32 protein-coding genes are annotated in these 26,226 nt (G+C 29.7%); 17 read left to right on the top strand and 15 right to left on the bottom strand.

What is annotated here, in order from left to right; genetic code table 11:
* Positions 1-212 precede the first annotated feature (212 nt).
* Entirely contained in the window at positions 213-1,220 is a 1,008-nt protein-coding gene (locus tag Q1A46_RS12120; RefSeq protein WP_299678782.1) for a sensor histidine kinase, read from the top strand.
* A 10-nt stretch (positions 1,221-1,230) separates the two neighbouring features.
* Positions 1,231-1,995: a LytTR family DNA-binding domain-containing protein gene (locus Q1A46_RS12115; protein ID WP_299678779.1), complete on the top strand. Its 765-nt coding sequence runs from the start codon at positions 1,231-1,233 to the stop codon at positions 1,993-1,995.
* A 239-nt stretch (positions 1,996-2,234) separates the two neighbouring features.
* Here the strand turns inward: Q1A46_RS12115 and Q1A46_RS12110 are convergent, their stop codons facing one another.
* From Q1A46_RS12110 to lepA, 4 genes are all read right to left on the bottom strand, one after another.
* On the bottom strand, positions 2,235-2,444 hold the full coding sequence (locus Q1A46_RS12110) for a DUF2892 domain-containing protein (protein ID WP_299678776.1): 210 nt from the start codon (positions 2,442-2,444) through the stop codon (positions 2,235-2,237).
* 113 nt (positions 2,445-2,557) lie between these two features.
* Positions 2,558-3,208, bottom strand: coding sequence for a Crp/Fnr family transcriptional regulator (locus Q1A46_RS12105; protein ID WP_299678773.1), 651 nt, complete (start codon positions 3,206-3,208; stop codon positions 2,558-2,560).
* Positions 3,209-3,294: 86 nt separating this feature from the next.
* Positions 3,295-4,014, bottom strand: a complete 720-nt coding sequence (locus Q1A46_RS12100; protein ID WP_299678771.1) for a Bax inhibitor-1 family protein — start codon at positions 4,012-4,014, stop codon at positions 3,295-3,297.
* Positions 4,015-4,058: 44 nt separating this feature from the next.
* Entirely contained in the window at positions 4,059-5,855 is a 1,797-nt protein-coding gene (gene lepA / locus Q1A46_RS12095; protein ID WP_299678769.1) for a translation elongation factor 4, read from the bottom strand.
* A 358-nt stretch (positions 5,856-6,213) separates the two neighbouring features.
* On the opposite strand from lepA, the gene Q1A46_RS12090 reads away from it, so the two are divergent.
* From Q1A46_RS12090 to Q1A46_RS12075, 4 genes are read left to right on the top strand one after another with little or no spacing between them, the layout of a single operon-like run.
* Complete coding sequence (locus tag Q1A46_RS12090; protein ID WP_299678767.1) at positions 6,214-6,573, top strand: hypothetical protein; 360 nt, start codon at positions 6,214-6,216, stop codon at positions 6,571-6,573.
* A 37-nt stretch (positions 6,574-6,610) separates the two neighbouring features.
* Positions 6,611-7,144, top strand: coding sequence for a YceI family protein (locus Q1A46_RS12085; RefSeq protein WP_299678765.1), 534 nt, complete (start codon positions 6,611-6,613; stop codon positions 7,142-7,144).
* A complete protein-coding gene (locus tag Q1A46_RS12080; protein ID WP_299678763.1) occupies positions 7,122-7,511 on the top strand; it encodes a hypothetical protein in 390 nt (129 codons plus the stop codon). The genes Q1A46_RS12085 and Q1A46_RS12080 overlap by 23 nt, the downstream gene beginning before the upstream one ends.
* Complete coding sequence (locus Q1A46_RS12075; RefSeq protein WP_299678761.1) at positions 7,493-8,395, top strand: DUF5777 family beta-barrel protein; 903 nt, start codon at positions 7,493-7,495, stop codon at positions 8,393-8,395. The genes Q1A46_RS12080 and Q1A46_RS12075 overlap by 19 nt, the downstream gene beginning before the upstream one ends.
* A gap of 19 nt (positions 8,396-8,414) precedes the next feature.
* Here the strand turns inward: Q1A46_RS12075 and Q1A46_RS12070 are convergent, their stop codons facing one another.
* From Q1A46_RS12070 to Q1A46_RS12055, 4 genes are all read right to left on the bottom strand, one after another.
* A complete protein-coding gene (locus Q1A46_RS12070; RefSeq protein ID WP_299678758.1) occupies positions 8,415-9,410 on the bottom strand; it encodes a Gfo/Idh/MocA family protein in 996 nt (331 codons plus the stop codon).
* 91 nt (positions 9,411-9,501) lie between these two features.
* On the bottom strand, positions 9,502-9,699 hold the full coding sequence (locus Q1A46_RS12065; protein WP_299678755.1) for a hypothetical protein: 198 nt from the start codon (positions 9,697-9,699) through the stop codon (positions 9,502-9,504).
* Entirely contained in the window at positions 9,696-11,090 is a 1,395-nt protein-coding gene (locus Q1A46_RS12060) for a radical SAM protein (protein ID WP_299678752.1), read from the bottom strand. The genes Q1A46_RS12065 and Q1A46_RS12060 overlap by 4 nt, the downstream gene beginning before the upstream one ends.
* A complete protein-coding gene (locus tag Q1A46_RS12055) occupies positions 11,080-11,817 on the bottom strand; it encodes a prolipoprotein diacylglyceryl transferase (RefSeq protein WP_299678749.1) in 738 nt (245 codons plus the stop codon). Before Q1A46_RS12055 ends, Q1A46_RS12060 begins: the two co-directional genes overlap by 11 nt.
* Positions 11,818-11,896: 79 nt before the next feature.
* Here Q1A46_RS12055 and dusB point away from each other — a divergent pair, with 79 nt between their 5' ends.
* Positions 11,897-12,898 (top strand): tRNA dihydrouridine synthase DusB, encoded by a 1,002-nt coding sequence (gene dusB, locus Q1A46_RS12050; protein WP_299678746.1) that lies wholly within the window; start codon positions 11,897-11,899, stop codon positions 12,896-12,898.
* Positions 12,899-13,472: 574 nt separating this feature from the next.
* On the opposite strand, the gene Q1A46_RS12045 is transcribed toward dusB, so the two are convergent.
* The 6 genes from Q1A46_RS12045 to Q1A46_RS12020 form a co-directional block, all read right to left on the bottom strand.
* The gene (locus tag Q1A46_RS12045) at positions 13,473-14,669 is read right to left on the bottom strand and encodes an FtsX-like permease family protein (RefSeq protein ID WP_299678743.1); all 1,197 of its coding nucleotides are present in this window, start codon (positions 14,667-14,669) and stop codon (positions 13,473-13,475) included.
* 40 nt (positions 14,670-14,709) lie between these two features.
* A complete protein-coding gene (rbfA, locus tag Q1A46_RS12040; protein ID WP_299678740.1) occupies positions 14,710-15,105 on the bottom strand; it encodes a 30S ribosome-binding factor RbfA in 396 nt (131 codons plus the stop codon).
* A gap of 136 nt (positions 15,106-15,241) precedes the next feature.
* Complete coding sequence (locus tag Q1A46_RS12035) at positions 15,242-15,886, bottom strand: response regulator transcription factor (protein WP_299678737.1); 645 nt, start codon at positions 15,884-15,886, stop codon at positions 15,242-15,244.
* A 56-nt stretch (positions 15,887-15,942) separates the two neighbouring features.
* Positions 15,943-16,638, bottom strand: a complete 696-nt coding sequence (locus Q1A46_RS12030) for a sensor histidine kinase (protein ID WP_299678735.1) — start codon at positions 16,636-16,638, stop codon at positions 15,943-15,945.
* Between the two features lie 672 nt (positions 16,639-17,310).
* Positions 17,311-17,865 (bottom strand): hypothetical protein, encoded by a 555-nt coding sequence (locus Q1A46_RS12025; RefSeq protein ID WP_299678732.1) that lies wholly within the window; start codon positions 17,863-17,865, stop codon positions 17,311-17,313.
* Between the two features lie 241 nt (positions 17,866-18,106).
* Positions 18,107-18,631 (bottom strand): hypothetical protein, encoded by a 525-nt coding sequence (locus Q1A46_RS12020; RefSeq protein WP_299678729.1) that lies wholly within the window; start codon positions 18,629-18,631, stop codon positions 18,107-18,109.
* A gap of 338 nt (positions 18,632-18,969) precedes the next feature.
* Here Q1A46_RS12020 and Q1A46_RS12015 point away from each other — a divergent pair, with 338 nt between their 5' ends.
* The 9 genes from Q1A46_RS12015 to truB all read left to right on the top strand — a co-directional run bounded on the left by Q1A46_RS12015 (position 18,970) and on the right by truB (position 25,054).
* Complete coding sequence (locus Q1A46_RS12015; RefSeq protein WP_299678726.1) at positions 18,970-19,869, top strand: DUF2589 domain-containing protein; 900 nt, start codon at positions 18,970-18,972, stop codon at positions 19,867-19,869.
* Positions 19,870-19,886: 17 nt separating this feature from the next.
* Entirely contained in the window at positions 19,887-20,561 is a 675-nt protein-coding gene (locus tag Q1A46_RS12010) for a hypothetical protein (RefSeq protein ID WP_299678723.1), read from the top strand.
* A 2-nt stretch (positions 20,562-20,563) separates the two neighbouring features.
* Positions 20,564-21,106, top strand: a complete 543-nt coding sequence (locus Q1A46_RS12005; protein WP_299678720.1) for a hypothetical protein — start codon at positions 20,564-20,566, stop codon at positions 21,104-21,106.
* Positions 21,107-21,145: 39 nt separating this feature from the next.
* On the top strand, positions 21,146-21,547 hold the full coding sequence (mce, locus tag Q1A46_RS12000; RefSeq protein ID WP_299678717.1) for a methylmalonyl-CoA epimerase: 402 nt from the start codon (positions 21,146-21,148) through the stop codon (positions 21,545-21,547).
* Between the two features lie 124 nt (positions 21,548-21,671).
* Entirely contained in the window at positions 21,672-22,271 is a 600-nt protein-coding gene (locus Q1A46_RS11995) for a hypothetical protein (RefSeq protein ID WP_299678714.1), read from the top strand.
* Positions 22,272-22,432: 161 nt separating this feature from the next.
* Positions 22,433-23,311 carry an ABC transporter permease gene (locus tag Q1A46_RS11990; RefSeq protein WP_299678711.1) on the top strand — a complete coding sequence of 293 codons (879 nt, stop codon included), beginning with the start codon at positions 22,433-22,435 and terminating at the stop codon, positions 23,309-23,311.
* A gap of 3 nt (positions 23,312-23,314) precedes the next feature.
* Positions 23,315-23,560 carry a DUF3098 domain-containing protein gene (locus Q1A46_RS11985; protein WP_299678708.1) on the top strand — a complete coding sequence of 82 codons (246 nt, stop codon included), beginning with the start codon at positions 23,315-23,317 and terminating at the stop codon, positions 23,558-23,560.
* 2 nt (positions 23,561-23,562) lie between these two features.
* Positions 23,563-24,357, top strand: a complete 795-nt coding sequence (locus Q1A46_RS11980) for an undecaprenyl-diphosphate phosphatase (RefSeq protein ID WP_299678705.1) — start codon at positions 23,563-23,565, stop codon at positions 24,355-24,357.
* A 4-nt stretch (positions 24,358-24,361) separates the two neighbouring features.
* Positions 24,362-25,054 carry a tRNA pseudouridine(55) synthase TruB gene (gene truB, locus Q1A46_RS11975; protein ID WP_299678702.1) on the top strand — a complete coding sequence of 231 codons (693 nt, stop codon included), beginning with the start codon at positions 24,362-24,364 and terminating at the stop codon, positions 25,052-25,054.
* Here truB and Q1A46_RS11970 read toward each other — a convergent pair.
* Positions 25,043-25,549 carry a hypothetical protein gene (locus tag Q1A46_RS11970; protein ID WP_299678699.1) on the bottom strand — a complete coding sequence of 169 codons (507 nt, stop codon included), beginning with the start codon at positions 25,547-25,549 and terminating at the stop codon, positions 25,043-25,045. The two genes, truB and Q1A46_RS11970, sit on opposite strands and share 12 nt — an antisense overlap.
* A 94-nt stretch (positions 25,550-25,643) precedes the next feature.
* Here Q1A46_RS11970 and Q1A46_RS11965 point away from each other — a divergent pair, with 94 nt between their 5' ends.
* The gene (locus Q1A46_RS11965; protein ID WP_299678696.1) at positions 25,644-26,180 is read left to right on the top strand and encodes a hypothetical protein; all 537 of its coding nucleotides are present in this window, start codon (positions 25,644-25,646) and stop codon (positions 26,178-26,180) included.
* The last annotated feature ends 46 nt before the right edge of the window (positions 26,181-26,226 follow it).

The raw sequence follows: 26,226 nt of genomic DNA, 5'->3' as shown, positions 1-26,226 counted from the left end.
CAATTATAGTTATTGGGGCTTTTACTTAAAAGTTCTAGCCCTAATTTTACTTTACAATCTCCTAACGCTAATCATTCAATTAAACATCATACTATAATTTATTATCGTGGATGATAATGCTATTGCTTTTGGTTTTATCTCAAGCCAATTAATCTGTGTATATTTAATTTTTCTATAGCATATTGTTTGATTTTATTTTCAACAAAAATCACATGAATACCAAACTTAATAAATCTGACTGGATACTACTCGCTTTGTTATACGGAGCTACAACCATTTTAAATGGAATAGATTATTATAGAAGTGAAAATAAACTTATTGAATACATTATTGATTTACCTTTAAATACGGTTTCTTCCATTATACTTATCTTAATTTTCTTGTATTTTATTATTCCTAGATACTTAATTAACACAAAGAAATACACAACTTTCTTTTTTGTTAGTTTGGTTGTATTAACTACTATTGGGTGTTTAGATAGACTCGTAGGTTTTGTAACCGCAGGAAGAAGTTGGAGTGATTTTCCTAATTTTCTTCTATTCCTTCAAGCTGGTTTATATGATGCAACAGACATGATTGGTTTTCCTTTAGGAATTTTATTAATCAAGAAATTCTATGAAGGACAAACTCAATTTTTAAAAGTTGAAAAACAACAAAAAGAAAACGAATTAAAGTTATTACGCTCTCAAATCGATCCTCATTTTTTATTTAATAACCTAAACACTTTAGATAGCTTAATTGATACAGATTCTGAAAAAGCAAAAGAATATATTAATCGTTTGTCTTTAATATATCGTTACCTCATTCAAACTAAAGATTCTGAGGTTATGGAACTTTCTAAAGAAATACAATTTGCAGAAAATTATATCTTCTTAATAAAAACAAGATTCGAGTATGATTATGATTTTGAAGTCATTAAAAATGTAAGCCTTAAAGATTCATTTATTCCAACAGGTGCTATTCAAACATTATTAGAAAATGTAGTAAAACATAATAAACCCGGCGGACAACAACCAATTCGAGCATCAATAACTATTGATAAAAATCGTTTAACTGTAGTAAATACAAAATCGAATTTTAAAGTAAAAAACGATTCACTAGGAACCGGATTAGATAATTTAAAAACGAGATATCAATTATTATCCGATCAAGAAATTACTATTATAAATACAGATCATAACTTTAAAGTTTCTATTCCTATCATTAAACTATCTGAATAAAATACCGCTTATGAAAATTTTAATTTTAGAAGACGAAGTTCCTGCATATAAAAAGCTATTAAATTATTTAAATGACTTTTTTGAAATTGAAGTACAACACGATTGGGCTAGATCTATAAAAGACGGAAGAACAATGTTGCTCCAAAATTCTTATGATTTTATTTTATCGGATATTCAATTGTTAGATGGAATTTCATTCGATTTATTTGATGAAGTTAATTTAGAAGCTCCAATTATATTTTGTTCTGCTCATGATGAATATTTGTTTAAAGCTTTCAACACAAACGGAATTGCCTATATTTTAAAACCGTATACAAAACTTGACTTCAATAAAGCTATTGAAAAGTATAAAGCATTATTTCAAAAGGGAGATTATAATAATTTAGACACCAAAATTATTACTGAACTAAAGTCGGCTTTAAAAGAAGAAGAAACCAATTATAAAAAGCGATTTGTTATAAAGAAAAGTACAGGAATTCAGCTTTTAAATGTTAATGAAATTACATTAATAGAAGCTTCGGGTGATTTTTGTATTGCTACAGATACTAACGGTAAACGTCATACGATTTCTCAGAACTTAAGCTCTATTTTCAAACAACTAAACCCAAACAAATTTTTTAAGATTAATAGAAGTGAGATTATAAGTATTGATTACATTGAAAATATTGAAAATCATTTTAAAAATAGATTACTACTTACAGTTACTGGTTGCAAAGAAAAACCTATGACAAGCACAGCAACCACATCTGAATTTAGAAAATGGTTGGAGAGTTAAAACACATTTTCAAAATCATTAAAAATGTGTTTTTTTAGGTAAGCAATAAAATAATTAAAGTTATAATTTAACTCATTTGAGTTCGAATGGAATTCTGGAAAAGAATTTTATCTCGACAACAATCTTTTAGTAATCAAAATTGTCTTTCTCGGCACAACTTTCTATTGAAAATCACTCGAATTGACAATTTTAATCATGTTAAATTCTTGTATCAAACTAACGTTAAATTAGGTTAGATTTTATTTATTACTTTTTTTAAGAGTATTCAGTCCTATTAATTTGTATAAAGGACAAAAATTAACAAAACTAGTGAGCAATAAAACAATTGCCAAAGAAAGTAAAACATAAGCTAAGGTACCTACAATAATTCCTTTCCAAAATAATCCTGCTATTACAAGTACTAAAAAGATTCTAACTATGCGGTCGATACCGCCCATATTTTTTTTCATGTTTAATGTCTTTATGAATTTTATAAATCAAAAATAATTTCCATGAATGATTTATGCAGTGACATTTGTTACAAGACTATATTATATTTCAGGAAGTTTAAAAAAGGAAGATTTTAGTTAAAGCTTTCGTTGATAAGAGTTACTTTACCTTGCCCTAATTTCACCAAACCATCAACCTCTAATTTTTTCAACAATCTAGAGATAACTTCTCTAGAAGAACCTAATTCGTAAGCAATTTGTTGATGTGTCGTTTGTAATGTATTATTTTTTTTAAGAGAAGTTTCTTTCTTTAAATACTCTAATAAGCGTACATTTTTATTAGAAAAAGTTAAAATCTCAATAATATTAAGCAATTCATCAAATTTTAAATCAAATAAGTCATAGATGAATTCATTCCATTTTGGATATTTTTTAGCAATTTCAAACGCTTTATTTGCTGGAATCAATACTATTTTAGAATCTTCTTCTAAAATTGCCTTAACACTACTTTTTTGTTGTTTAATTAAAGTGATAACAGACATAACACAACTCTTTCCTGGCTTTATATAATATAACAACACCTCATTTCCGTTAACTGACTCCTCTTTAAACACCTTTGCTAGTCCAGAAATTAACAGTGGAATTGACTTTACGTAATCTCCTTGTTTTAAAATAACAGTTCCTGCCTCCATATCAACAATTGAGCTTATTGCAATCAATTCATTTTTTAAATTTGGCATTTTAGTCAATTCTGGAAAGTAATTATCTAGAGCTTCTGCAATCAAGTTTTAACTATTTAACTTATAGTATAAAGATAAAAAAGCTCGTCTAAAATTAGACGAGCTTTTTTAAAATATATTAATTTTTATAATTAATCTCTACTCATAAAAATTCTTAATACATACCAGAATAATAACATTAGCGATGCAAATAAACCAATTGCAGCCGGAATATAATCTTCTGTTGTAAACCTATGAACTAAGTTAGATGTTTGATATAAAATTGATCCACCAGCTAGAGCACACATACCTACTGAAAACCATAAACCTAAGTTAAATCCGAATAAAACTCCAGCTAAAACCAAACCAATGGCAATAAAGAAACCAATTGTTAAAGCAGATCTTAAAAAAGAGAAATCTTTTTTAGTTAATATTACTACAGCAGATAAACCAGCAAATAAAGTTAATGTTACAATTCCTGCTTGTTGAAGCACATCAAAACCTTGAGTATAAATCACTGCCATGTAAACTAATGGTACAAAAAACAACGCTTCTGCAAAAACATATCCAGCATAAGCCATATATTGTAAATTCTTATCTGTAGTTCTTAACGCAGTACTTTCAGCATAATTTGTAATTAACATAAAACCACCTAAGAGTAATAACATTTTATAACCTTGCATCATTGACATCATGAAAGTAACAACTGCTTCACTTTGTAATAATACATATTCAAATAAAATGAATAGTAATACTCCTCCTGCTACATGAGCATAAGTTTTCTTATAAAATGCAACGCGTTCTACTTCTGTAGATTGGGCAACTAAAACTCTATTTGATAGGTTATCAAAAGAATTGAATGAATTTTCCATATTATTTTTTTATTTAAATTTTTATCTAAGATAGTATTTTAATACTAATCATTTAATTTTAAAACAGCCATAAACGCTTGTTGTGGAATTTCTACATTTCCAACCTGACGCATACGCTTCTTACCTTTCTTCTGCTTCTCTAAAAGTTTACGTTTACGAGAAATATCTCCTCCATAACATTTAGCAGTTACATCTTTACGTAAGGCTTTTACAGTTTCACGAGCAATAATTTTAGCTCCAATTGCTGCCTGAATTGGAATATCGAACTGTTGACGAGGAATTAATTCTTTTAATTTCTCACAAATTCTTTTACCAATAGAATAAGCATTACTATCATGTAATAAAGAAGAAAGTGCATCAACCGATTGTCCGTTTAATAACATATCTACACGTACTAATTTCGATTTTTTCATTCCAATTGGATGGTAATCGAAAGAAGCGTAACCTTTTGAAACTGTTTTTAAGCGATCGTAAAAATCGAATACAATTTCTGCTAATGGCATTTCAAAAATTAACTCAACACGTTCCGGAGTTAAATAAGTTTGATTAATAATTTGCCCACGTTTTTCTATACATAAACTCATTACCTGACCAACAAAATCTGCTTTAGTAATAATTGAAGCTTTAATAAAAGGCTCTTCTACTCTTTCTAATTTTGATGGATCGGGTAAATCAGAAGGATTATTTACAACAATAATCTCATCTGGTTCTTTCTTTGTGTATGCATGATAAGACACGTTAGGAACCGTAGTAATCACAGTCATATTGAACTCACGTTCCAAACGTTCTTGAATAATTTCCATGTGTAACATTCCTAAGAATCCACATCGGAAACCAAAACCTAAAGCGGCTGAACTTTCTGGTTGAAATACTAAAGAAGCGTCATTTAATTGTAACTTCTCCATAGAATTACGAAGTTCTTCATAATCTTCAGTATCTACAGGGTAAATACCCGCAAATACCATTGGCTTTACATCTTCAAAACCTTCAATAGTATCTGTAGTCGGATTAGCAAAATCTGTAATTGTATCTCCTACTTTTACTTCTTTCGCAGTTTTAATACCAGTAATTAAATATCCAACATCTCCAGTTTTTATTTCTTTTTTAGGCTCTTGATTTAACTTTAACGTACCTACTTCATCTGCAAAATAGTCATTTCCAGTAGCCATGAATTTAATCTTCTGATTCTTTTTAATAGAACCATCAATAATTCTAAAATACGTTTCAATTCCACGATAAGAATTATAAACACTATCAAAAATTAAAGCTTTTAAAGGTGCGTTTGGATTTCCTTTAGGCGCAGGAATTCTATCGATAATTGCTTCTAAAATTTTATCTACTCCAAAACCTGTTTTCCCACTTGCTGGAATTACATCTTCAGGATCACAACCTAACAAATCAACAATATCATCAGTAACTTCTTCCGGGTTAGCCGAAGGTAAATCTACTTTGTTTAATACTGGAATAATTTCTAAATCATTCTCTAATGCTAAGTATAAGTTAGAAATGGTTTGAGCTTGAATACTCTGAGCTGCATCTACAATTAACAACGCTCCTTCACAGGCAGCAATAGATCGAGAAACTTCATAAGAAAAATCTACGTGACCTGGAGTATCAATTAAGTTTAAAATATATTGTTCTCCTTCATGAACATAATCCATTTGTATTGCGTGAGATTTAATGGTAATTCCACGTTCACGCTCTAAATCCATATTATCTAATAATTGATCTTGCTTTTCACGTTCAGTTACTGTTTGAGTAAAATCTAAAAGGCGATCTGCAAGTGTACTTTTACCATGATCAATGTGGGCAATAATACAAAAGTTTCTAATGTTCTTCATTCGTTCTAATAACTTCTTATGACCGACAAAGATACAGTATTTGAAAGCTACTTCAAATAAAAGTATACCACTAAATTTTAAACTTGTTTCGAAATATGTTAATATGATTTACATCTTTACAACTCTTCGTTTTATTAATTCTTAATTCAGTTGTATTTTTCATTTTTAAAGTGTTTTTCAACCGTATTTTTTCCCTTTTAACCTATTTTATTTCCTTTTAAACCTATTTAATAGATTATAAACAAGACCTTTAAGATACATTTGCCCCAGTGAATCATTGATCAATAAAAAATTAAGAAAAACTATACTAAAACGACGAAGTAAAAATTAATACATTAAATCTCATAATCTCAAAAAAATGAAATCACTTATTAATTTATTATCAGTTTCAATCCTTTTAACAATTTCTAGTTGTTCAACTTCTGAGGTTCCTATTGATGAAACTCCAATAGATCCTGTAGAGAAAATAACTTACGAAAAAGATGTAAAAGGAATTATTAACAGCAGTTGTGCAACCACAAACTGCCATGACGATGTAAATCCAACTGCAGGTTTAGCTTTAACGAGTTATAACAATGTAAGAAATGCTGCAGAAAATGGAAATATATTCGGACGTATTAACAATACAGCCAGTCCTATGCCTCCATCTGGATTACTACCATCAGCTACACGAAATATTATTAGCCAATGGAGAGCTGATGGATATTTAGAAGAATAATCTAACAAAAAATAACCCCAAAATAAAGAACAATATCATGAGACTTTTCGTAATTTTATTACTAATAACCCAAACATTATTCAGCCAGAAATTTTACACAAGAACTGGAACAACCGGATTTAAAGCTTCTGTAGACGCATTTGAACCTGTACAAGCCTTAAATAAAAGTACAACTGCTATTTTAACTAACGACGGCGAAATTGCTTCACAATTATTCATAAGTGCTTTTAAATTTAGGTTGGCTTTAATGCAAGAACACTTCAATGAAAGTTTTATGGAATCTAACGAATTTCCTAAAGCTGTATTTAGAGGTAAAATAGAAGATTTTAATGCTGCTTCTTTACAAGGAAGTAAAGAGGTTAATATTAAAGGAAAAATAACTATCAAAGGTGTTAGTAAAGAAATAGAAACTAAAGGAACAATTACTAAAGTAAACGATAAAATTAATTTAGTAACTAATTTCGACCTTTTGCCAAGTGATTTTAACATTAAGATACCCAGTGTTGTACGTCGTAAAATAGCAAGAATAGTTACTGTTAATTTAAATTATGAGCTTTCTGAAAAAAAATAAAAAACTATTAATCACACTTTCTTTAATTGCCATAGTTGGTTTTGGAACTTACAGTTATGTCTTTCAAAAACCTCAAGAAGTTTCTGAAATTAAACCTTCGTTTGAAGGTTCTTCAAAAGAATTCATTACTCAAAATGGCACTAATATTTCAGAATGGAATTCTAAAATTATTCAAATTACTGGAACCATATCGACAATAAATGATGAAGGTGTAGTTATCGATGAAAATGTATTTTGTCAATTTTCTGAAAATCAAAATTTAAATACATTGAAGGAAAATCAAACTATCACTATTAAAGGAATGGTTATAGGTTACGATGATCTATTAAATGAACTAAAACTAAACCAATGCACATTAAAAAAATAACACTTCTTTTCTTCTTTTTACTTGCTATACAAACAAGTCTTCTTTTTGCTCAAGATGATTTACTTAACGAATTAGATGATTATAGTAACGAAGAAACAACTGAGAAGTCTAACAAAAATAAAAAGTCACAAAACAAATTTGAACTACCAGCTTTTAAAACATTAAAAATTGGTAATCTTCAATCAACAAAAATAGGTGACAAAGGAGAATTATACTTAATTGTTTCACATAGATTTGGACCTTTAAAAGATGGTTTTGATACATTTTTAGGTTTAGATCAGGCCAATACTAAAATTGAACTTTTATATAGTTTTTGGGAAGGAACACAATTCAGCTTAAGTAGAGAATCTTTTGAAAAAACAGTCGCTTTGGCTGTTAAAAGTAGATTTACAAAACAATCGGAAACTTTTCCTTTTAACTTAGTAGGTTATGCTACTGCAAATATTAACACAGAATTAAGTAACAGTAGATTTTCTAACTACACGTTACAAGATGGCGATAGAATGAGTTATGCTGTTCAATTATTAGCATCACATAGATTTTCTAAACGTTTCTCTTTTGAATTTGCACCTACTTATGTAAGAGAAAATTTACAAATTTTAGAAGAAACAGGAGCTGCAAATCATAACCAATTTGCCATGGGATTTGGCGGTCGCTTAAAACTAAGTAAACGTGTGAGTTTAAATGCAGAATATGTACATAATTTTAGCAGAGACGAAAACTCAATTTTTTACAATCCCTATACGTTTGGTGTAGATATTGAAACGGGAGGTCATGTTTTTCAATTACTATTTACAAATGCACAATCGTCAAATGAACCAGGATATATAAGCAACGCCGGGGGGGATATTGCTTTTGGTTTTAACATTGTGAGAGTATTTTAGTAAATAAATACGGTCCTTTTTAATTAGATCTACTTACTCCATCATGATTGGGGTAAGTTAGGTCTATTGTTTTTCTAATTTTATCTAAAGTTTGAATAAGTTCTAAACTAAAATTATTAGATAAAATTGGACTTTCAATTAAATCTTTGTCTAAACATTCCATGACGTGTGCAGCCTCAAAGTAATATCCATAACCTTCTCCATCATTTTCTTTTAATTCTTGAATTCCATCTTCAGTTTTTATAATAATCGGACAATTCATCTCTCTAGAAATTTGAACAGTTCCTTTTTCAAAATGGAAAATAGAGTAATTTGGAGCGTCGCAAGTAAAACCTGCTCTTAAATATGCTCTCTTCTGATTTTCGTATTCAAAAATTATATCGATATGTTCGTCTGAACCCGTGGGACTTTTAATCGCATTCGCTATAATATTATCTGGAATTCCTAAAGTTTGAAGGGCGGTAAAAACAGGATAAATTCCGATATCTAATAAAGCGCCACCTCCTAAGTCTAGGTTATACAATCTGCTATTTTCATTATAAGCTCCATAAAACATAAAATCTGACTGAACGACTTTTAACTCACCCAATTCTTTTGATTTTATAATAGCTAAAACTTTTTTGAATGTAGGAACCAAACGTGTCCAAAAAGCCTCCATTAAAAACGTTTTTTCTTTTTTAGAAGCAGTAATCATGGCTTGAACTTCTATTTCATTAATTGCAAAAGCTTTTTCACATAAAACAGCTTTTTTATGTTGCAACGAAAGTAACGTATGTTCACAATGAAATGTATGAGGTGTTGCTATATAAACGATATCAACGTTTTCATCTTCTAACATTTCTCTATAATTACCATAAGCTTTTTGAAAACCAAACTGATCTGCAAACTTTTCCGCCTTTTTTATATCTCTAGATGCTGTCGCATATAAAACAGCATCATTAAGCGTTTTTAAATCTCCTGCAAAAATTTCAGCAATCCATCCACAACCTAAAATAGCCCAATTGTATTTTTTCAAAATCAATGTATTTAATGAAATTTAAAGATAGCTGAATATACATCGAAGTAATTAATACTAATTTTTCAATTGTAACGTAAAAAATAATTGTTTATGCTAAACCTCCGAAACACATTCCTAGGCCAACTAAAACATAAAGCGCTGCCAAAATAAATAATACAGTTGCTGCTTCTTTATTTTTCTTTTTAACTGAAAATCCGATAATTACTAACAACAAAGGTGGACCGAACATAATTAATATAATTATGGTGAATAGTCCTGATAAATCTCCTACTTCTAAAAAATTCATATGCTTTCTTTTTTAAGTTCTTCTAAACGTTGTTTTTTATCGTCTCTGTAAAACAGATTCATAGTTTCGAACGGAATAATTTTATAGTCTTTATCCACAATATGAACACACGATTTTTTAATTGCTCTTACATCAAAATTATAAGCATCAATAAACTGCATAATAATTATTCGAAACAAATTGTCGTAACCCAAATTTGGTGCATCGATATTAGGCAAACAACACATAATCGACTTTAAATTTTCTTGAGCTACTTCTACAGAATTTCCTGTACTAAATAATTCTATCATTTTTCCGTGCAGTTGTTCATCTTGCTCATAAACAATAGTGTTTTTACTATTATCTAATAAATCAGCAGGATTTACATAACGTGTTAACGGAAATACTTCTCCTCCTAATTTTAAAGCATAACCCATCACTAAAGCATCAGGATTACAAGGAACTGGAATTAAATCATCTGAATTAAAAACAGGAGATTGTTCCAATATTTTTCTTCGAACTTCTGTTAGTGTTAATCGATCTTTTTCTGGATCGAAATTTTCTAATCGACCAGCTATTTGTGTAGGTTGAAATGTAACACCTCGAACACATTGTTGTTGCAAAGCATATTCGATAATTTCTCCAATTTCATCATCATTCAATCCTTTTTGAAGTGTTACCACTAAGGTCGTTGATAAATTAACTTCATTCAGGTTTGCTATTGCTTGTTTTCGAATTTCAGATAAATCTGCCCCTCGCATTTGCTGTAAAACCTCATCTCTAAAAGAATCAAACTGTAAATAAATTTCAAAATCTGGCGTATAGGTTTTTAGCCTTTGTACAAATGCTTTGTCTTTTGCTATTTTAATTCCATTAGTATTCAGCATTAAATGACGAATCGGTAACGTTTTAGCGTAATCTAAAATTTCAAAAAACTGTGGATGAACTGTTGGCTCGCCTCCGCTTATTTGAACTACATCAGGTTCTTTTTCATTCTTAACAATAATGTCTAACATTTTCTTTATCTCTTCCAAAGTTCTGTGTCTTCCATACGTTGGTGAAGATCCTGCGTAACAAGTCGGACAAGTTAAATTGCATCGATCTGTTACTTCTAAAACTGTTAAACATGAATGTTGTTCATGATCTGGACATAATCCACAATCGTACGGACAACCATAATGTGTTTTAGTATTGAATGTATAAGGCGTTTCCGATGGTTTGTTATAGTTTCTAATGTTTTTATAATATTCTACATCGTCTGCTATTAAAACTTTTGAATTGCCATGTTCAGGACAACGTTTTAACATGTACACTTTATTATCTTCAAATACGATTTTAGCATCTACTCTTCTTAAACATTCAGGACATAAACTCAATGTAAAATCGTAATACGTATATTTTCTAACGGGCATATTTCATAGCTTTTAAAATAAATTTATAGTAATATAACCAACAAGTTATACATAATATTTGAATCGAACTAAGTCCGAAAACAAAAAACTGATTTGGTTTTAAGAATTCAATACAAAAACGGAATCCAAAATAACTCAACATAAAAACCTTAAACAGATCTCCGTTTACTGAGAATTTGCTTCGAAAAGATTTCAAAAGAAAAAATAACAGGACTAAAAAAATCAATTCATATAATGCTAAAGGATGCCTTAAAATTCCATCTCCTAAATCCATTCCCATAAAAAAAGAAGTTTCTTGTCCGTAAGTAAACTCTTTTATTCCTGTTAAGAAACAACCTATTCTACCAATAAAAATTCCAAGAATAATTGGTAACGTAAACAAATCTCCTGAAGATTGTTTTTCACCAATAATCTTTTTAGAAATCTCCACTCCTAACAAACCTCCAAACAAACCTCCCATAATAGTTTTCACATTAAAAATGTATAAGAAAGATTGCTGTATTGCGATAACGGGATGTTCTAAGAACCCAACTATTCTCGAGCCGAAAAAAGCTCCAAGAGCTGCTCCTAGAATAATATAAAGTCTATTTTCTGATGGAATATGATCTTTTGATCTTTTTTTCAAGAATGCATAATATCGATATCCAAGAAAAAAGGCTAAGTATTCTAATATCAAATGAATATTAACTTTTACACCAAAAAGTATAGGTTCAAAAGGGATTTCCAACAATTTATTTTTTAGATGATTTCAAACTTATAAAATCATTCTATAAAAAAACAGTAATTTTGCAACGATTTTTTGAATTATGGTAAAGATAGACAACATAGAACTTCCTGATTTTCCATTGCTTTTAGCTCCAATGGAAGATGTTAGTGATCCGCCTTTTAGAGCACTATGTAAAGAAAATGGTGCAGATGTAGTATATACTGAGTTTATTTCTTCAGAAGGATTAATTCGTGACGCAGCAAAAAGCGTTATTAAACTCGATATTTATGAAAAAGAGCGTCCTGTTGGTATTCAAATTTTTGGTGCTAATATGGATTCTATGTTACGTTCTATAGAAATTGTAGAAAAAACCAAACCAGACATTATTGACATTAACTTTGGTTGTCCAGTAAAAAAAGTAGTTTCTAAAGGAGCTGGAGCAGGTATTTTAAAAGATATCGACCTAATGGTAAAACTTACTGAAGCTATGGTAAAACATACAGATTTACCGGTTACTGTTAAGACTCGTTTGGGTTGGGATCATGATTCAATTCGAATTGTAGAAGTTGCTGAACGTTTACAAGACGTTGGAATTAAAGCGATTTCTATTCATGGTCGTACTCGTGCGCAGATGTACAAAGGTTCTGCAGATTGGAGACCAATTGCTGATGTAAAAAACAATCCTAGAATGCATATTCCTGTATTTGGAAATGGTGATGTTGATTCTCCTGAAAAGGCTATGGAAATGCGAGATTCTTATGGATTAGATGGGGCAATGATCGGTAGAGCTTCTATTGGTTATCCTTGGTTTTTTAATGAAGTAAAACATTTCTTTAAAACTGGTGAGCATTTACCAAAACCTACAATTGCTGAACGTGTAGAAGTGGCTCGTCGTCACTTACAAATGTCTATAGATTGGAAAGGTGAACACTTAGGAGTAGTTGAAACACGTAGACACTACACAAATTATTTTAAAGGTATTCCTCACTTTAAAGAATATCGATTAAAGCTGGTAACTTCTGATGATCCTCAGGACGTTTTTAATGCTTTTGATGAAATTCAAAATAAGTTTGGTAATACCAGAATTCCTGAAATTAAATAATTACCATTCATCTAAATTATAAAACCGTTTATCGATAATTAGCTGAGTTGTATCCAAAACTCAGCTTTTTTAATATTTACATATAGTATCTTTACAGTGTTAGTTAATTAAAATAATCCCTTAATTATTCACAATTAATTAATCCATTTTTACTTATATAAATGAAACATAAAGTAAATCTTGAAAGAATAGATCACTAAAAAGAAACATTTGTATAATGGAAAAACTAATACTCAGCGCTGGGTTATATTAAAATATAGTACACCATACTAATTCAAATGCTTCTAATTTGAGTAGTTCCAATTCGGAATTTACTCAAGTTACCTTTTTATACAATTCCATATATTTTACTGAATTTAAACACGATGTGACCTTTTATAAATTTTTGTGTCATAAGTAATGTAAATGAATGAATCATAAAAGTTATCATACTTAGATTCACAATACACATGATCTTATACATGAAACATAAATTAAATCTTGAAAAATAGATCACTAAAAAGAAACATGTATTTATCTATAAATAAAATATCCTAGCGCTGGGTTTTATTTTTAAATCAATACTTTAGAAATTTTAACTTTCTATAAACTCTTTTGTTATTCTGCTACCTGCAATTTTTGAAGCTAAAAAGCCTAAAGTTAAAATGGTGATAACAACAGTTATTAAGTTAAACCATTTAAATTCTACTGGATAGGCTAATTCTGGACTTATTTTAAACCAACCGAAATGTTTTTGAAGAAATACTAAACTTATCCCTATAAATAAGCCTATTAGCATTCCTACCACACTTAATAATGAACCTTGAAGCACAAAAATTCTTTTTATATCTTTTACTGATGCTCCAATATTTAATAACGTTTTTAAATTTTTTCTTTTATCGATAATCATCATAATTATTGCTCCAATTAAATTAAACAATGCAATAATTACTATTAAAGTAAAAATTAAATACGACACAAAATTCTCTGTATTAATTACTTTTAAAATTAATTCATTTAACTCTGCTCTTGTTTGAACTTTATAAGTGTCTCCTAGCTCTTTTTGTAAATCTTTTGATATATCATCTACAAGTTCTGGGTTTCTTACTTTTAATTCAACTCCAGAGATTTTATTTGGTTCATAGCCCATTAATTCTTGAGCAACATGTAATTCCGTAAAAACAAACTTATTTCGAAATTCTTCTGAACCACCATATATCCCAGTTACTTGAGTGTTTACAGAACGATATGCGTTATTTGGATTAATAATTCCCGTACCTGGTTTAGGCATAAAAACTACCAAAGGTCTTAGGTAATTTTGAATGGATAACTTATTGTAAATTCCATAACCAACAACTGCTGTATTTTTAAACTCACGATTTATCCAATCTCCAGACCATAAAATTGAGTCTACAGCTAAAACATCTGTATAATTTACATCTACTCCTTTTATGTATGCAATATGGTTTTTATCTCCATACTTTAAAAAGGCACGCTCTTCTAAAACTTTTGAAAAATCTGCAATTTTGGTATTTGAAACTAAAGCTTCATCTAACTCTTTGGTATATAAAAAACTCTTTCCTTTTCTAGCTGTAATTTTAATATCTGGATCTGAACTATCTAACATAGAATAGCTATAATTTCTTAATCCAGAAAAACCTGATAAAATAATAAATAAAGCTAGAGTACCTATAATTACACCAAGCATTGCTATAATGGTAATTATATTTACTGCATTAGTGCTATTCTTAGATCGCAAATAGCGTTTTGCTATGTATAATGGGAAATTCAATTGTTACTAAAATTATTGGCAATGTAACAATTATTCTCGATTATCTTTTTTGACGACGTGGTAATATTTCAGGATTTTTTATAGGATCTGTATCTTCTCCTTTTAAAGACTTATCTATTTCTTCAATATAATCTAAACTATCATCTCCAAAAAACAACAATTCAGGCATTCTTCTTAATTGATTTTTTGTTCTTTGTGATAATTCATGACGAATTAATGGAGTATTAGATTTTACTCCTTCTAAAATTTCATCTCTTTTATCTGAAGGAAAAACGCTTAAAAAAACTTTAGCCACACCTAAATCTGCTGTAACCGATACTTTCGATACAGAAATAATTACTCCCTTCATTCCATCTTGAGCAGCACGCTGTAAAACTTCAACTAAGTCCTTTTGTAGTACTCCTGCTATCTTTCGCTGTCTATTAGTTTCTTCCATAGTGCAAATTTATAGATTTATTATGGAATACCATTTCTAAAAATAGTAAAACTGTACGCATATTAAATGTTACTCTAAACAATTGTTTTAGAGTTATTTTTCACTGATGAAATAAAGGGAGCAATTCTTAAATCATTTAAGGGGTGTAAATCTTGTTCTTTATAGCATACATAACTAGACCTACTCTGTTTCTGACATCTAATTTGGTAAATAAACTGTCTCGATAACCGTCAATTGTTTTTGGACTCAAAAACATTTTTTCGGCAATCTCTTTGTAGGTGAGTTCTGAACACGCTAATCGCATGAACTTGATTTCATTTTCTTTGAAATTGACTTGATTTCTGTTTCCTTTTCCGGAAACTGAGTCTAATAGTAGGTTAGTTACGTTTCTAGTGTGATAGAAACCATTCTCCATAATTTCTAATAATGCTTTTTCGAGTACTTCTTTTTGGGTATCTTTTAAGAGATAACCAATGGCACCTGCTTTAAGCATTTTTAGAATTGTTCCGTCTGCATCTTCAACAGAAAGGGCTAGAACATGAACATTTGGATAATTCGCAACAATCCATTCGGTGGTCTCAATTCCGTTCATAACGGGCATGTTAACGTCAACCAAGACAATGTCTGGAATGTTTCGGGGGGAAGCTTTAAATTTTTCTTTTACCTCCCCTCCGTTCTTGCATGTGTACAATACTTTAAATTTGTCAAAAGTATTAACCATGCCTTCAATAGCTTGTGAAAGTAACGTATGATCGTCTACCACAACAACTGAATACTTCATAGTTAAACGGGTTAAATAAGTTAGTAAATAACTACTGCATAAGGGGATTACGCTTTCTAAAAATAGTAATAAATATTTAATTCTGTGCCTATATTTGGCTTAGATTCTAAATTTATATCTGCATTAATAAGTTTGGCTCTTGTTTTCATGTTTTCTAGGCCAATTCCTTTTTGTTGAATCTCTTCCATATTAAAACCTACACCGTCGTCTATAGCTTTAATTGTAAGTTTATCTAACTCAAAATTTAAATAAACTTCTAATTTCGATCCACGTGCATGTTTTATAGTATTGGAAAAAAATTCTTGTAAAATTCGAAATAAAATTATCCCGTGTTTCTGATTTAATTCTTTTTCTTCTCCAGAAATATACAAACTTGCCTTTATAAACTGTAAACGATTAAAACGTTCTACTTCTAATTGTAAAGCATCTTTTAACGCTATATTCTTTATAAATTCTGGATTGATGAGTTTAGATAATGAGCGTATTTCATTTAAACTTTTAGTAATTGTTTCTGAAATATCATCTAAACTTTCTGGTGTGGCGTTTTGCAATTGTATTTTTGCTAAAGTTAAGAGTTGCCCGATATTATCGTGCAACTCCCAACTAATATTTCTTAAAGTTTCTTCTCGTATTTCTATTTGTGTTTCTGCAATTTCACGCTCGAAACGTTTTTTCTCCTGAGATTTTTCGCGTAATAACCTGTTTTTCTTTCTAGAAAATACTACAAACAAAGTAATAACAACTAAAGCCATTAAAACCACTATTAATGTTGTAAGTATAAAAACTAGTCTTTGGTCGGTTTGCATAAAATGAATCCTATTGAATAACAAGCATATAAAATAAAATTAAGACTTATTAGTATTAAAATTCTCACTTCATTACTTGCATTAAATATTTTTGAAAAAAACATTAGAGGTACCATCCCTAAATTAAACATCAAGAGACCTGTTGATATCCAGAAACTTAAATTATTATTTACAACAATAACTTTGTTATTATTAAGTAATTCATAAAAATGAAATGTAGTTACAAAAATAGTTAGAATAGCTCCAAATATAAATGTAAATTCATGATAATAATCCCATTTTAGACTAACAAAAAAATATAATGCTACTAGAGAAAAAGATACAGAGAACAAAAGAATTATGTTTTTTAATATTCTACTATTAATTATCTTATAATACCAATAAAAGTAAAAATTAAAACTTATAAAAAAATATATATTATAAATCCAATTATTATCTACACCTAATATAAAACTTAGTAGAATTCCCAATAACTCATTTAAAAAAACATAAGTCAAAAAATAAGGAAAAAATCTCTCATTCGTTAGACTATATTTATTAAAAGAATACCAAGAGATAATCAAACATAAAAGCTCAAAAAACGGTATAATAAATAAATAAAAAATTGGATTCATTTTTTTAATTCAAATCTTTTGGAGGTAAACCTCCCATTCCTACATTCAAATAATCTACATCGTCCATTAAGTGATCTCCACCATGGTCGTATACAAAATTCATAACTGCTCCTTTTTTCTTGTAAGTTGGAGCAAAGAACATTGTACTATATCCTGGAGTTTTTACTCGATCATAATTTTTTGGATATGCTCCAAAATACAAACGTAAACCAACTCCTTCGTATCCTTTTTTCTTTGCAGCCGCTTCAACATAAGCGATATACTGCTTTATCGTTTCTATATCATACCAAACATCTCTTACATCTTCTCCTTTAATATGACCTTGGCTATTTAAGTGTTCATTTAAAAATTTTGCTCGAGTTTCTAAATATTCTCTTTGTAATACTAATGCTTGTTTTTTAGAAATTGCTTGCTTTGGTTTTTGCCCATTAAAATCGTAACAGTTTTCGCATTTATCACCGCTTCCTGTATTTCCGCCTCCTCCGTTTATTAAATCACAAGAAGTAAGTAATAAAGTAAAAGTGCATGTTACTGCTAGTAGTAGTTTCATTTTTTTCATGATGTTTTTGTTTAAATTCATAGCCAAAAATACAGGGATATTATTGAAAAAAAATAGCTTTTTTTCGAGAGATCAAGTAAATCAAGTTTTTAAAAATAAAATACAGGAAAAACACCTTTTACCACTCAGGGTCTTTCCTATTAGGTTTTCAGGGTTTAACAGATAGAAATTGAAAAAAACTATTGTTCAAAAAAAACTCCTACCGAAATAGGAGTTTTTAATTTATTAATATTATGGAGTTTTATTCTAAATCAACGGGTGGCCTACCTCCTGTCGCTAGATTTAAAGCATCTATCCCTTCAGCATTTAAAACATCACTATTTAATAATAGTCTCTTGTTTTTATCTTCTAACTTATGAGTAGGCATTATAAAAATAGTACTATTACCTGGTTCGTTATAATGTTCTTGATTTGGATATGCTCCTAAGTGAATTCGTAAACCCAAATTATCATATCCTTTTTTCTTTGCTTCTGCTTTAAAATATGCAATATACTGTTCTAGAACTTCTAAGTCATAATAGTAATCACGTACGTCTTCCCCTTGTATTACACCACGAGATTGTAAAGCTTTGTTTAGCACATTTGCTCTGGTTTCTATATATTCTTTTTGTAATACTCTAGCTTTTTCATACGAAATAGCTTGTGCTGGTTTTACAGCTTCTGCCACTTGTGTTTCTGGAGTAACTGTGTCTTCATCTTTTTGGCACGCAACAAACGTAACCGCACTTACCAATATGGCAAGCGTAACAACTTTAATTGTTTTCATAATTAAATTATAATAATGGTTAATAAATAAGTAAATAGCTAATTTTCTATATTTTAAAATGCAATTTTTATGTAGAAAATTTAAACTAACAATTTTTAACAAAGGTAAAACTTATGAAATGTATTTCCTAACGAAATTTCAATCATTGTTTTATTATGGCGCTTGTGAAAATCACTCCAAAAAATACAGGGTATTACCTCTATTTTTTCAAGTGCTAGTACTTGTCTTTTAACTTTAGTTTTTATTGAATTTTGTTGTTGCTATTTCGAAATACAAGAGTGGCGACAGCCGAAAAGCCACGAAAATAGAGTAGGCATTTAATCAATAAAATTACTATTATGAGTTTATCAAACTACAATCCTGGTCAGGAATTGGCTAGTATTGACTTTGCAGGTATGATAGGGGGACCTTTAAGCGCTATTGTTGATGCGCAATCTAAAGCCGCGTTATCTACTGTAGATTTTGTAAAAAGTGTTGGTTTTACACCAGATACTGAAGATGAAGCTACTGGTGAAATAAAACCAGGAGAACCTATTTATGTAAGCTTTAAATATCCTAAAATGGTAGCGCCATACCAACCTGCTATTAAAGGAAAGCTTGATAGTGTAACTATTAGCGCTGCTGGTACTAATTATGTTGTAGGAGACATTTTAACTGCTGGTGGATTATCTATTGAAGTTACTGCTGTAAGTAACACAGGAGCTATTACACAAATTAGCACAAATTTAGAATTAACAGGAATTGACGATGAAAATGGTGCTGCGGCTACTGGCGGATCTGGTACTGGAGCTGAATTCGATATTACAACCGAAGATAAAGATGCTGTACCAGCACAATTCGAAGAAATGCAATTACAGGTTCCTATTATTACCATGATGCCTATTCCTTTTATTCGTGTAGAAGAAGGAAATATCGATTTTAATGCGAAAATTACTTCAATGGAATATAAGCGTGTTGGTAGTGAATTTAAATTCAACACTGGTTTTTCGTATGGAAATCAAAACACAAATAAAAATTATGCCTTAGGACCAGGAGTGTTTAACGTAAATAAAAACACGAATACTGTAAAATTAAACACCAGTATTTCTTACCAAAGAAATTCGCGTCAAGGACATAAAATTGATAAAACTTTCCACTTAGGTGTAAAAGTAAAAGTGAGTCAAGATGAAATACCAGAAGGAATGGAAAAACTTCTAGGAATTTTAGAAGACGCTATTGTTTCTCAACCAGTAGAATAAACTAAAAACCAGAACAAATGATTGATTTAAAAGACTACTTAAGTTCTTTAGTCGTAGGAATTAATCAGGCAAGAATGATGGCAGACCTTGAGTCTGCCAGAATTGCCGAGATTTATGCTAAAGACAATTTACTAAAAACGTTTTCTATTCCTCGTTTTCGTACACCAGACATTGAATTAAATATTCCTGTTGCCATTGGAGAGTTAGAAAGTGAACAAGAAAAAGATTATCAACCCATCGATAATATTCAGTTTAACTCTGCAACATATTCTGTATTAAAAGATTTTTCTAAAACTTCTTCGTTTGACAGAAAAACTTCAACAATTTTAAGAAGTGCTATCGCTAAAGAAACAGAAAACTTAGAAAAACGAATTAAAGCAGATGATACACAAAAAGAAGCTGCAATGGAATCACTTTCGAAAAATTTAGCCGAATTATACATGAGTAGAATCGACGATAATATTAAAATTGAAAGTTTAATTCAAAAGATAAAAACTGAACTTACACCTCGTATTCAGAAAAAACAATTGATACAACATCAAACAAAAGTGATTGTACAAGCCAATGAATTAAGAGAAATAAAACCAGAAAACATCATTCAAATTAAATTGAAATTGAGTGAAGACGGAATGGAATGGCATTCTACAGCTAATGAAGATGGAAGCACCAATATGAAACTTTTACCTGAATAATTATGCGTCCTTCAAAAATAAATATCGTTAAAGCACTAAATGAAAAGTTACTAGAAATACATCAGCTAACAAACTTAATAGAATCAAAAAATAGTACTAGTATCTCTGAATTTAGAAATTGGTTATTTGATACAGAAGAGATTTTGAAAAAAAATAATCTTCCGCAGGTATCACAAATAGCGGCTATAAGAGCAGAACTTGTTACTTATGTTCCTAGTGCAAGAGGGAAACGTAAGGAACAATATAGTTTTACTGCCCGTTTGTTAAAACAAGCACAACATGATATTTGGGAAACGAATGCAATTTTTACTCAAAAAACACAACAAGCAAGAGAACTTATACAACAATTATTAAATTTAGTAGCACAAACCAAAGCTTTTAAACTTGATAAAAAAACAGACTTCACACATTTTTTAGAAGGTATATGGCACTTTTGTAATACACACGAACAACTAAGAAGTATAACATTACAAGTTTTATCATTATTACATAAATCTGACATTTTATTGGTAATGGCTGAAGAAATAGATTTAAACGATTTTTAAATCTATTTCTTTAATTTTGTCTTGAATTTTTATTTGATTATGGACAAAATCGAACACATTGGTATTGCAGTAAAAAGTATCGAAAAATCGAATGCTTTATTTGCTTCTCTTTTTGGTGAAGCACATTATAAAATTGAAGAAGTAGAAAGTGAAGGTGTAAAGACTTCATTTTTTAAAACTGGACCTAACAAAATAGAACTGTTAGAAGCGACAAAACCAGATAGTCCAATTGCAAAATTTATTGAGAAAAAAGGAGAAGGAATTCATCATATTGCATTTGCTGTTGAAGACATTGAAGCTGAAATTACTCGCTTAAAAGGCGAAGGATTTATTGTATTAAATGAAACACCTAAAAAAGGAGCCGATAATAAACTTGTGGCTTTTTTACACCCAAAATCTACTAACGGAGTACTTATAGAACTTTGCCAAGAGATAAAATAGCAGGCTTATAAAACTTTAAAAATAAAAACATTAAAACTCACCCTACATTTTTTTTAAAAAAAGTGTAGGGTGTTTTTTTATTCAGTTGTATTAGTACTGTTAAAAACATAAAACTATTTACATAATGAAATTTTTAAAGCTTTTAATTGTATTCACTTTGGTTCTTACTTCTTGTCAACAAAATGAAAACTTAGTAGATGAGCAAAATCCCCTAACAGAAATTACCGATGAGGCTGAAGGAGCTTTAGATGGAGATTCTGATAATAATGGCGATAACACAGATCAAGATGGAGATAATTCTACAGATGGAGATACTAACAACGGTTCAGATTCTGATAATAATGGTAATACTGATGAAGATTCAGATAATGACAACAATGGAAATAATGGAGACAATGGTAACGGACAAGATGGAAATAACTCTGAAGAAGAAACACCTGGCCCACCAACGCCAATAGACTGTTCTTTATTTCAAGGCGCATTTGAATTTACAGTACGTAATAAACAATTTGTAGGTGTAAACACTTTAGGAATTACTGATATTGTAAACGGTTCAGTAAAATGGACAATTAATGGTACAGAAGTAACACCTAGAAGTCCAAGATTTGTATTAATTGAAGATCACATTCAGCAATCTGGTACTGTAGAAGTTTGTTACGAAGCTGAATCTCCAAAATGTGGTAAGTTTTCAGACTGCATTACAGTAAACTTTATAAAACAATAAACATACTTCATACTTTTTCAACATCCTTCCAAACAGGAGCGAAACTACTTCTTCGCTCCTGTTTTTTTTTATAATTAATTCCTAAAAAACAACCTTCATCATATAAACTTTATCAGTTTATATCAATTATTTGTAACTTGCGAATTAAATAGTGCACATTAATGACGAATTCTTTCGATTCTTTTCAAAAAAGACGCTTGCGATCTTCATACGCTTCAGTAATCATTAGTATTGCTATTGTGTTATTTATGATAGGAATTTTAGGTTTAGTTTTATTAAAATCTACTAAAGTTGCTAATCACTTTAAGCAAGAAGTAGTAATGTCTTTATTCTTAAAAGATGACGTAACTAAAGATCAGATAGAATCTTTTCGAAAATCGTTAACTGAAAAACCTTTTACAAGAGAACTTTTTTACATATCTAAAGAAGAAGCTGCACAAACTTATAGCAAAGATTTAGGAGAAGACTTTCTTGATTTCTTGGGAACGAATCCACTTAAAAATGGAATTGATTTGTATTTAAAAGCAGATTTTGTTACTCCTGAGAAAATGGAAGAACTTAGAAAAGAATTTGAAAAAAACACTTTCATTGCAGATATATCTTATGATAAACCATTGGTAGAGCAACTGACTAAGAACATAAAAAAAATAAGTTTCTGGCTTTTAGTTTTAAGTGGATTTTTCGCAGTGGTTTCTGTGATTTTAATTAACAGTTCTATTCGTTTATCTATTTACGCAAAGCGTTTTAATATTAAAACCATGCAAATGGTAGGTGCCACAAAACGATTTATTAGAAAGCCTTTTATTTGGCAAAGTATACGCTTAGGTTTTATTGGTGCATTTTTAGCATTGTTAGCTTTAGGTGTTATGATTTATTATATTGATAAAAACATACCAACTTTAGAATTGGTAAAAGACTATATTTCATTAATTTATTTAGCAGTTGGAATTTTAACTGCTGCATTTATTATTTCGTGGATTAGCACGTATTTTGCAACACAACGATTCTTAAACTTACAAACCAACGATTTATATTATTAAACTATGGAAAAAAATAAAAATTCAGAACAACCAGAATTTTTATTCGGTAAACGAAATTATAAAATCATGCTAATTGGTTTAGCTGTTATTGCCTTAGGATTTATTTTAATGGCAGGTGGCGGAAGTGATGATCCTAATGTATTTAACGAAGAATTATACAGTTGGAGAAGAATACGTTTAGCTCCTACTTTAGTTATTATTGGTTTAGGTATTGAAATATATGCTATTTTAGCCAACCCTAAAAAATAACTATGGATATTTTAGAAGCGATTATCCTTGGAATTATTCAAGGATTAACTGAGTTTTTACCTGTTTCATCGAGTGGACATTTAGAATTGGTAAAAGCCATTTTAGGTGATAATTCTGTACCAAAAGAAAGCTTAACTTTTACTGTTGTTTTGCATTTTGCAACTGCTTTAAGTACGTTGGTAATTTTTAGAAAAGAAGTTGCCCAAATTTTTAAAGGTTTATTTCAATTTAAATGGAATGAAGAGTCTCAATTTTCAGCAAAAATTGTAATCTCAATGATTCCTGCAGTAATTATTGGATTGTTGTTTGAAGAACAATTAGAAACCTTTTTCAGCAAAAACATACTACTAATTGGTTTTATGCTTTTAGTAACTGCTTTACTTTTATTGTTGGCAGATAAAGCAAAAAATACAGAAAAAAACGTGTCTTTTTCTAACTCTCTAGTTATTGGTATTTCTCAAGCAATAGCAATGTTACCTGGAATTTCTAGATCTGGAGCAACAATTTCGACATCTGTATTATTAGGAATAGATAGAACAAAAGCCGCGCGTTTTTCATTTTTAATGGTTGTACCTTTAATTTTTGGTAAAATTGCGAAAGATATTTTAGGAGGAGATATTAATTTTCAATCTTCTGAAATTGTTCCGATTTCTGCTGGTTTTGTTGCTGCTTTTGTTACCGGATTGCTAGCTTGTCAATGGATGATTGCTTTAGTGAAAAAAAGTAAACTTTCTTACTTTTCTATTTACTGTGCAATTGTAGGTGTAATTGCTATTGGATACGCTTTATTAAAATAATCACATGAATACTTTAGAGGATTTTAAAGAAGGAAAGGTTTTACTTATTGATAAACCTTTAGAATGGACGTCTTTTCAAGTGGTTAACAAACTTCGTTGGCACATTAGAAAACGTTTTGATATCAAGAAAATTAAAGTTGGGCATGCAGGAACACTTGATCCTTTAGCTACTGGCTTATTAATTATATGTACTGGTAAACAAACTAAAAGTATTGAAACATATCAAGGTCAGATAAAAGAATACACAGGAACCTTCGTTTTAGGAGCAACTACACCTAGTTACGACTTAGAAACTGAAATTGATAAAACTTTTCCTACTGAACATATTACATCTGATTTAATTCATAAAACAACTGAACAATTTTTAGGGAAGATTCAGCAAAAACCACCTATTTTTTCAGCAATTAAAAAAGACGGAAAGCGTTTATATGAGTTAGCCAGACAAGGAAAAACAACTGAAATTAAATCTAGAGAAGTAGAAATTACTGAATTTGAAATTACTAAAATCGATGGTTTAAACATCGACTTTAGAGTCGTTTGCAGTAAAGGAACTTATATTAGATCTTTAGCTCACGATTTTGGTATTGCTTTAAACTCAGGTGCTCATTTATCTGTTTTGCGTCGTACTAAAATTGGTGATTTTTCTGTAGAGAATGCACAAAATATAGACGGATTTATTGAAAGTTTAGCGAACTAGTTTATTACAATCTATATTCTCATTTTCACATCGTAAACGATAACAGTTATTCATTTTAGTTTTTACTAAACTATTCTCAGGAAACAAGATTGAACTCTTTTTATAAAAGAACAAGGCATTTTTATAATGCTCTTGATAATAGAATTCATCACCCTTTTTCATGTATTCATTAAACTCATTTAATTTATGCTGATAATTCTTAGATGAAATATATTCTTTATAATTTTTGTTTTCTAGAATTAAATAATTTGCTGTAAAGCTTACAAAGGTAATTACAAAAAGGACAGCAATTATTCCTAAAACTTTTTCTTTCCAGGATTGTTTAGTTATTTCTTTTTTTAACAGCTCCAATTCCTCATCAGATAATTTTACAAATTCTAATTCTCCTTCTTCAGATTTTAATCTTTTTTCTCTGTCTTTAAACAAGCTTTTTTTCCGTAATAAATTCTTATTACTATCTAATAGCGCTTGTGGACTACCAAATGAACCTAACATAACTTTTTTAATTATATGACGTGAATTTTATTTTTCGTTACAAGATCATTTCATGGAATAGTTATTGATAAATAGATGGAAACTAAAAACTATTATGCAAAAACTATTACTTAGTCTCTTATTTTTAAGCATTTACTTAGTAAGTGAAGCACAGATTAAAGAAAAGAAACCTTTTTTTATTGGAAACATTGGAACCACATTCGGAATTAATCAACAATTTAGATTAGGAGAAGATGACAATGGACCATTTATCACACCAAAATCTATTTTACTTAGAGCAGAAGTTGGTTATCAATTCGACCAACGTTGGTCTGGAAGTGTTAGTATGGGATACGATCATCATTTTAAATACGCTATTAACTCTATTCCCTATTTTGGGACACTACGATATAACTTTATTGCTAAAAGTAGCTCTGCCTACTTCGTAGACGCTAGTTTTGGTAGAATGTGGAGACCTTCTGAAAGTTTCAGCAGCGGAAATTATTATAAAGTTGGATTAGGACTAATGAGTTTTAGTTCTAGTCGTTGGAATGGTTTAATTCGAATAGATTTCCATAGGAAGAAAATTGCAGAATTTAAAAATGGAAACTTAGATAGTATATCTTTAGGAATTGGGTTTTCTTTCTTTTAAAGAATAAAAAAAATGCGTTTAGAGAACTAAACGCATTTTTTTGTAC

Origin of the sequence: uncultured Tenacibaculum sp. (assembly GCF_947502995.1) — a bacterium.
In the GTDB taxonomy this organism is placed as follows: domain Bacteria; phylum Bacteroidota; class Bacteroidia; order Flavobacteriales; family Flavobacteriaceae; genus Polaribacter.
Note: the sequence above shows the minus strand (reverse complement) of the source record. Positions and strands in the feature narration are given on the sequence as shown.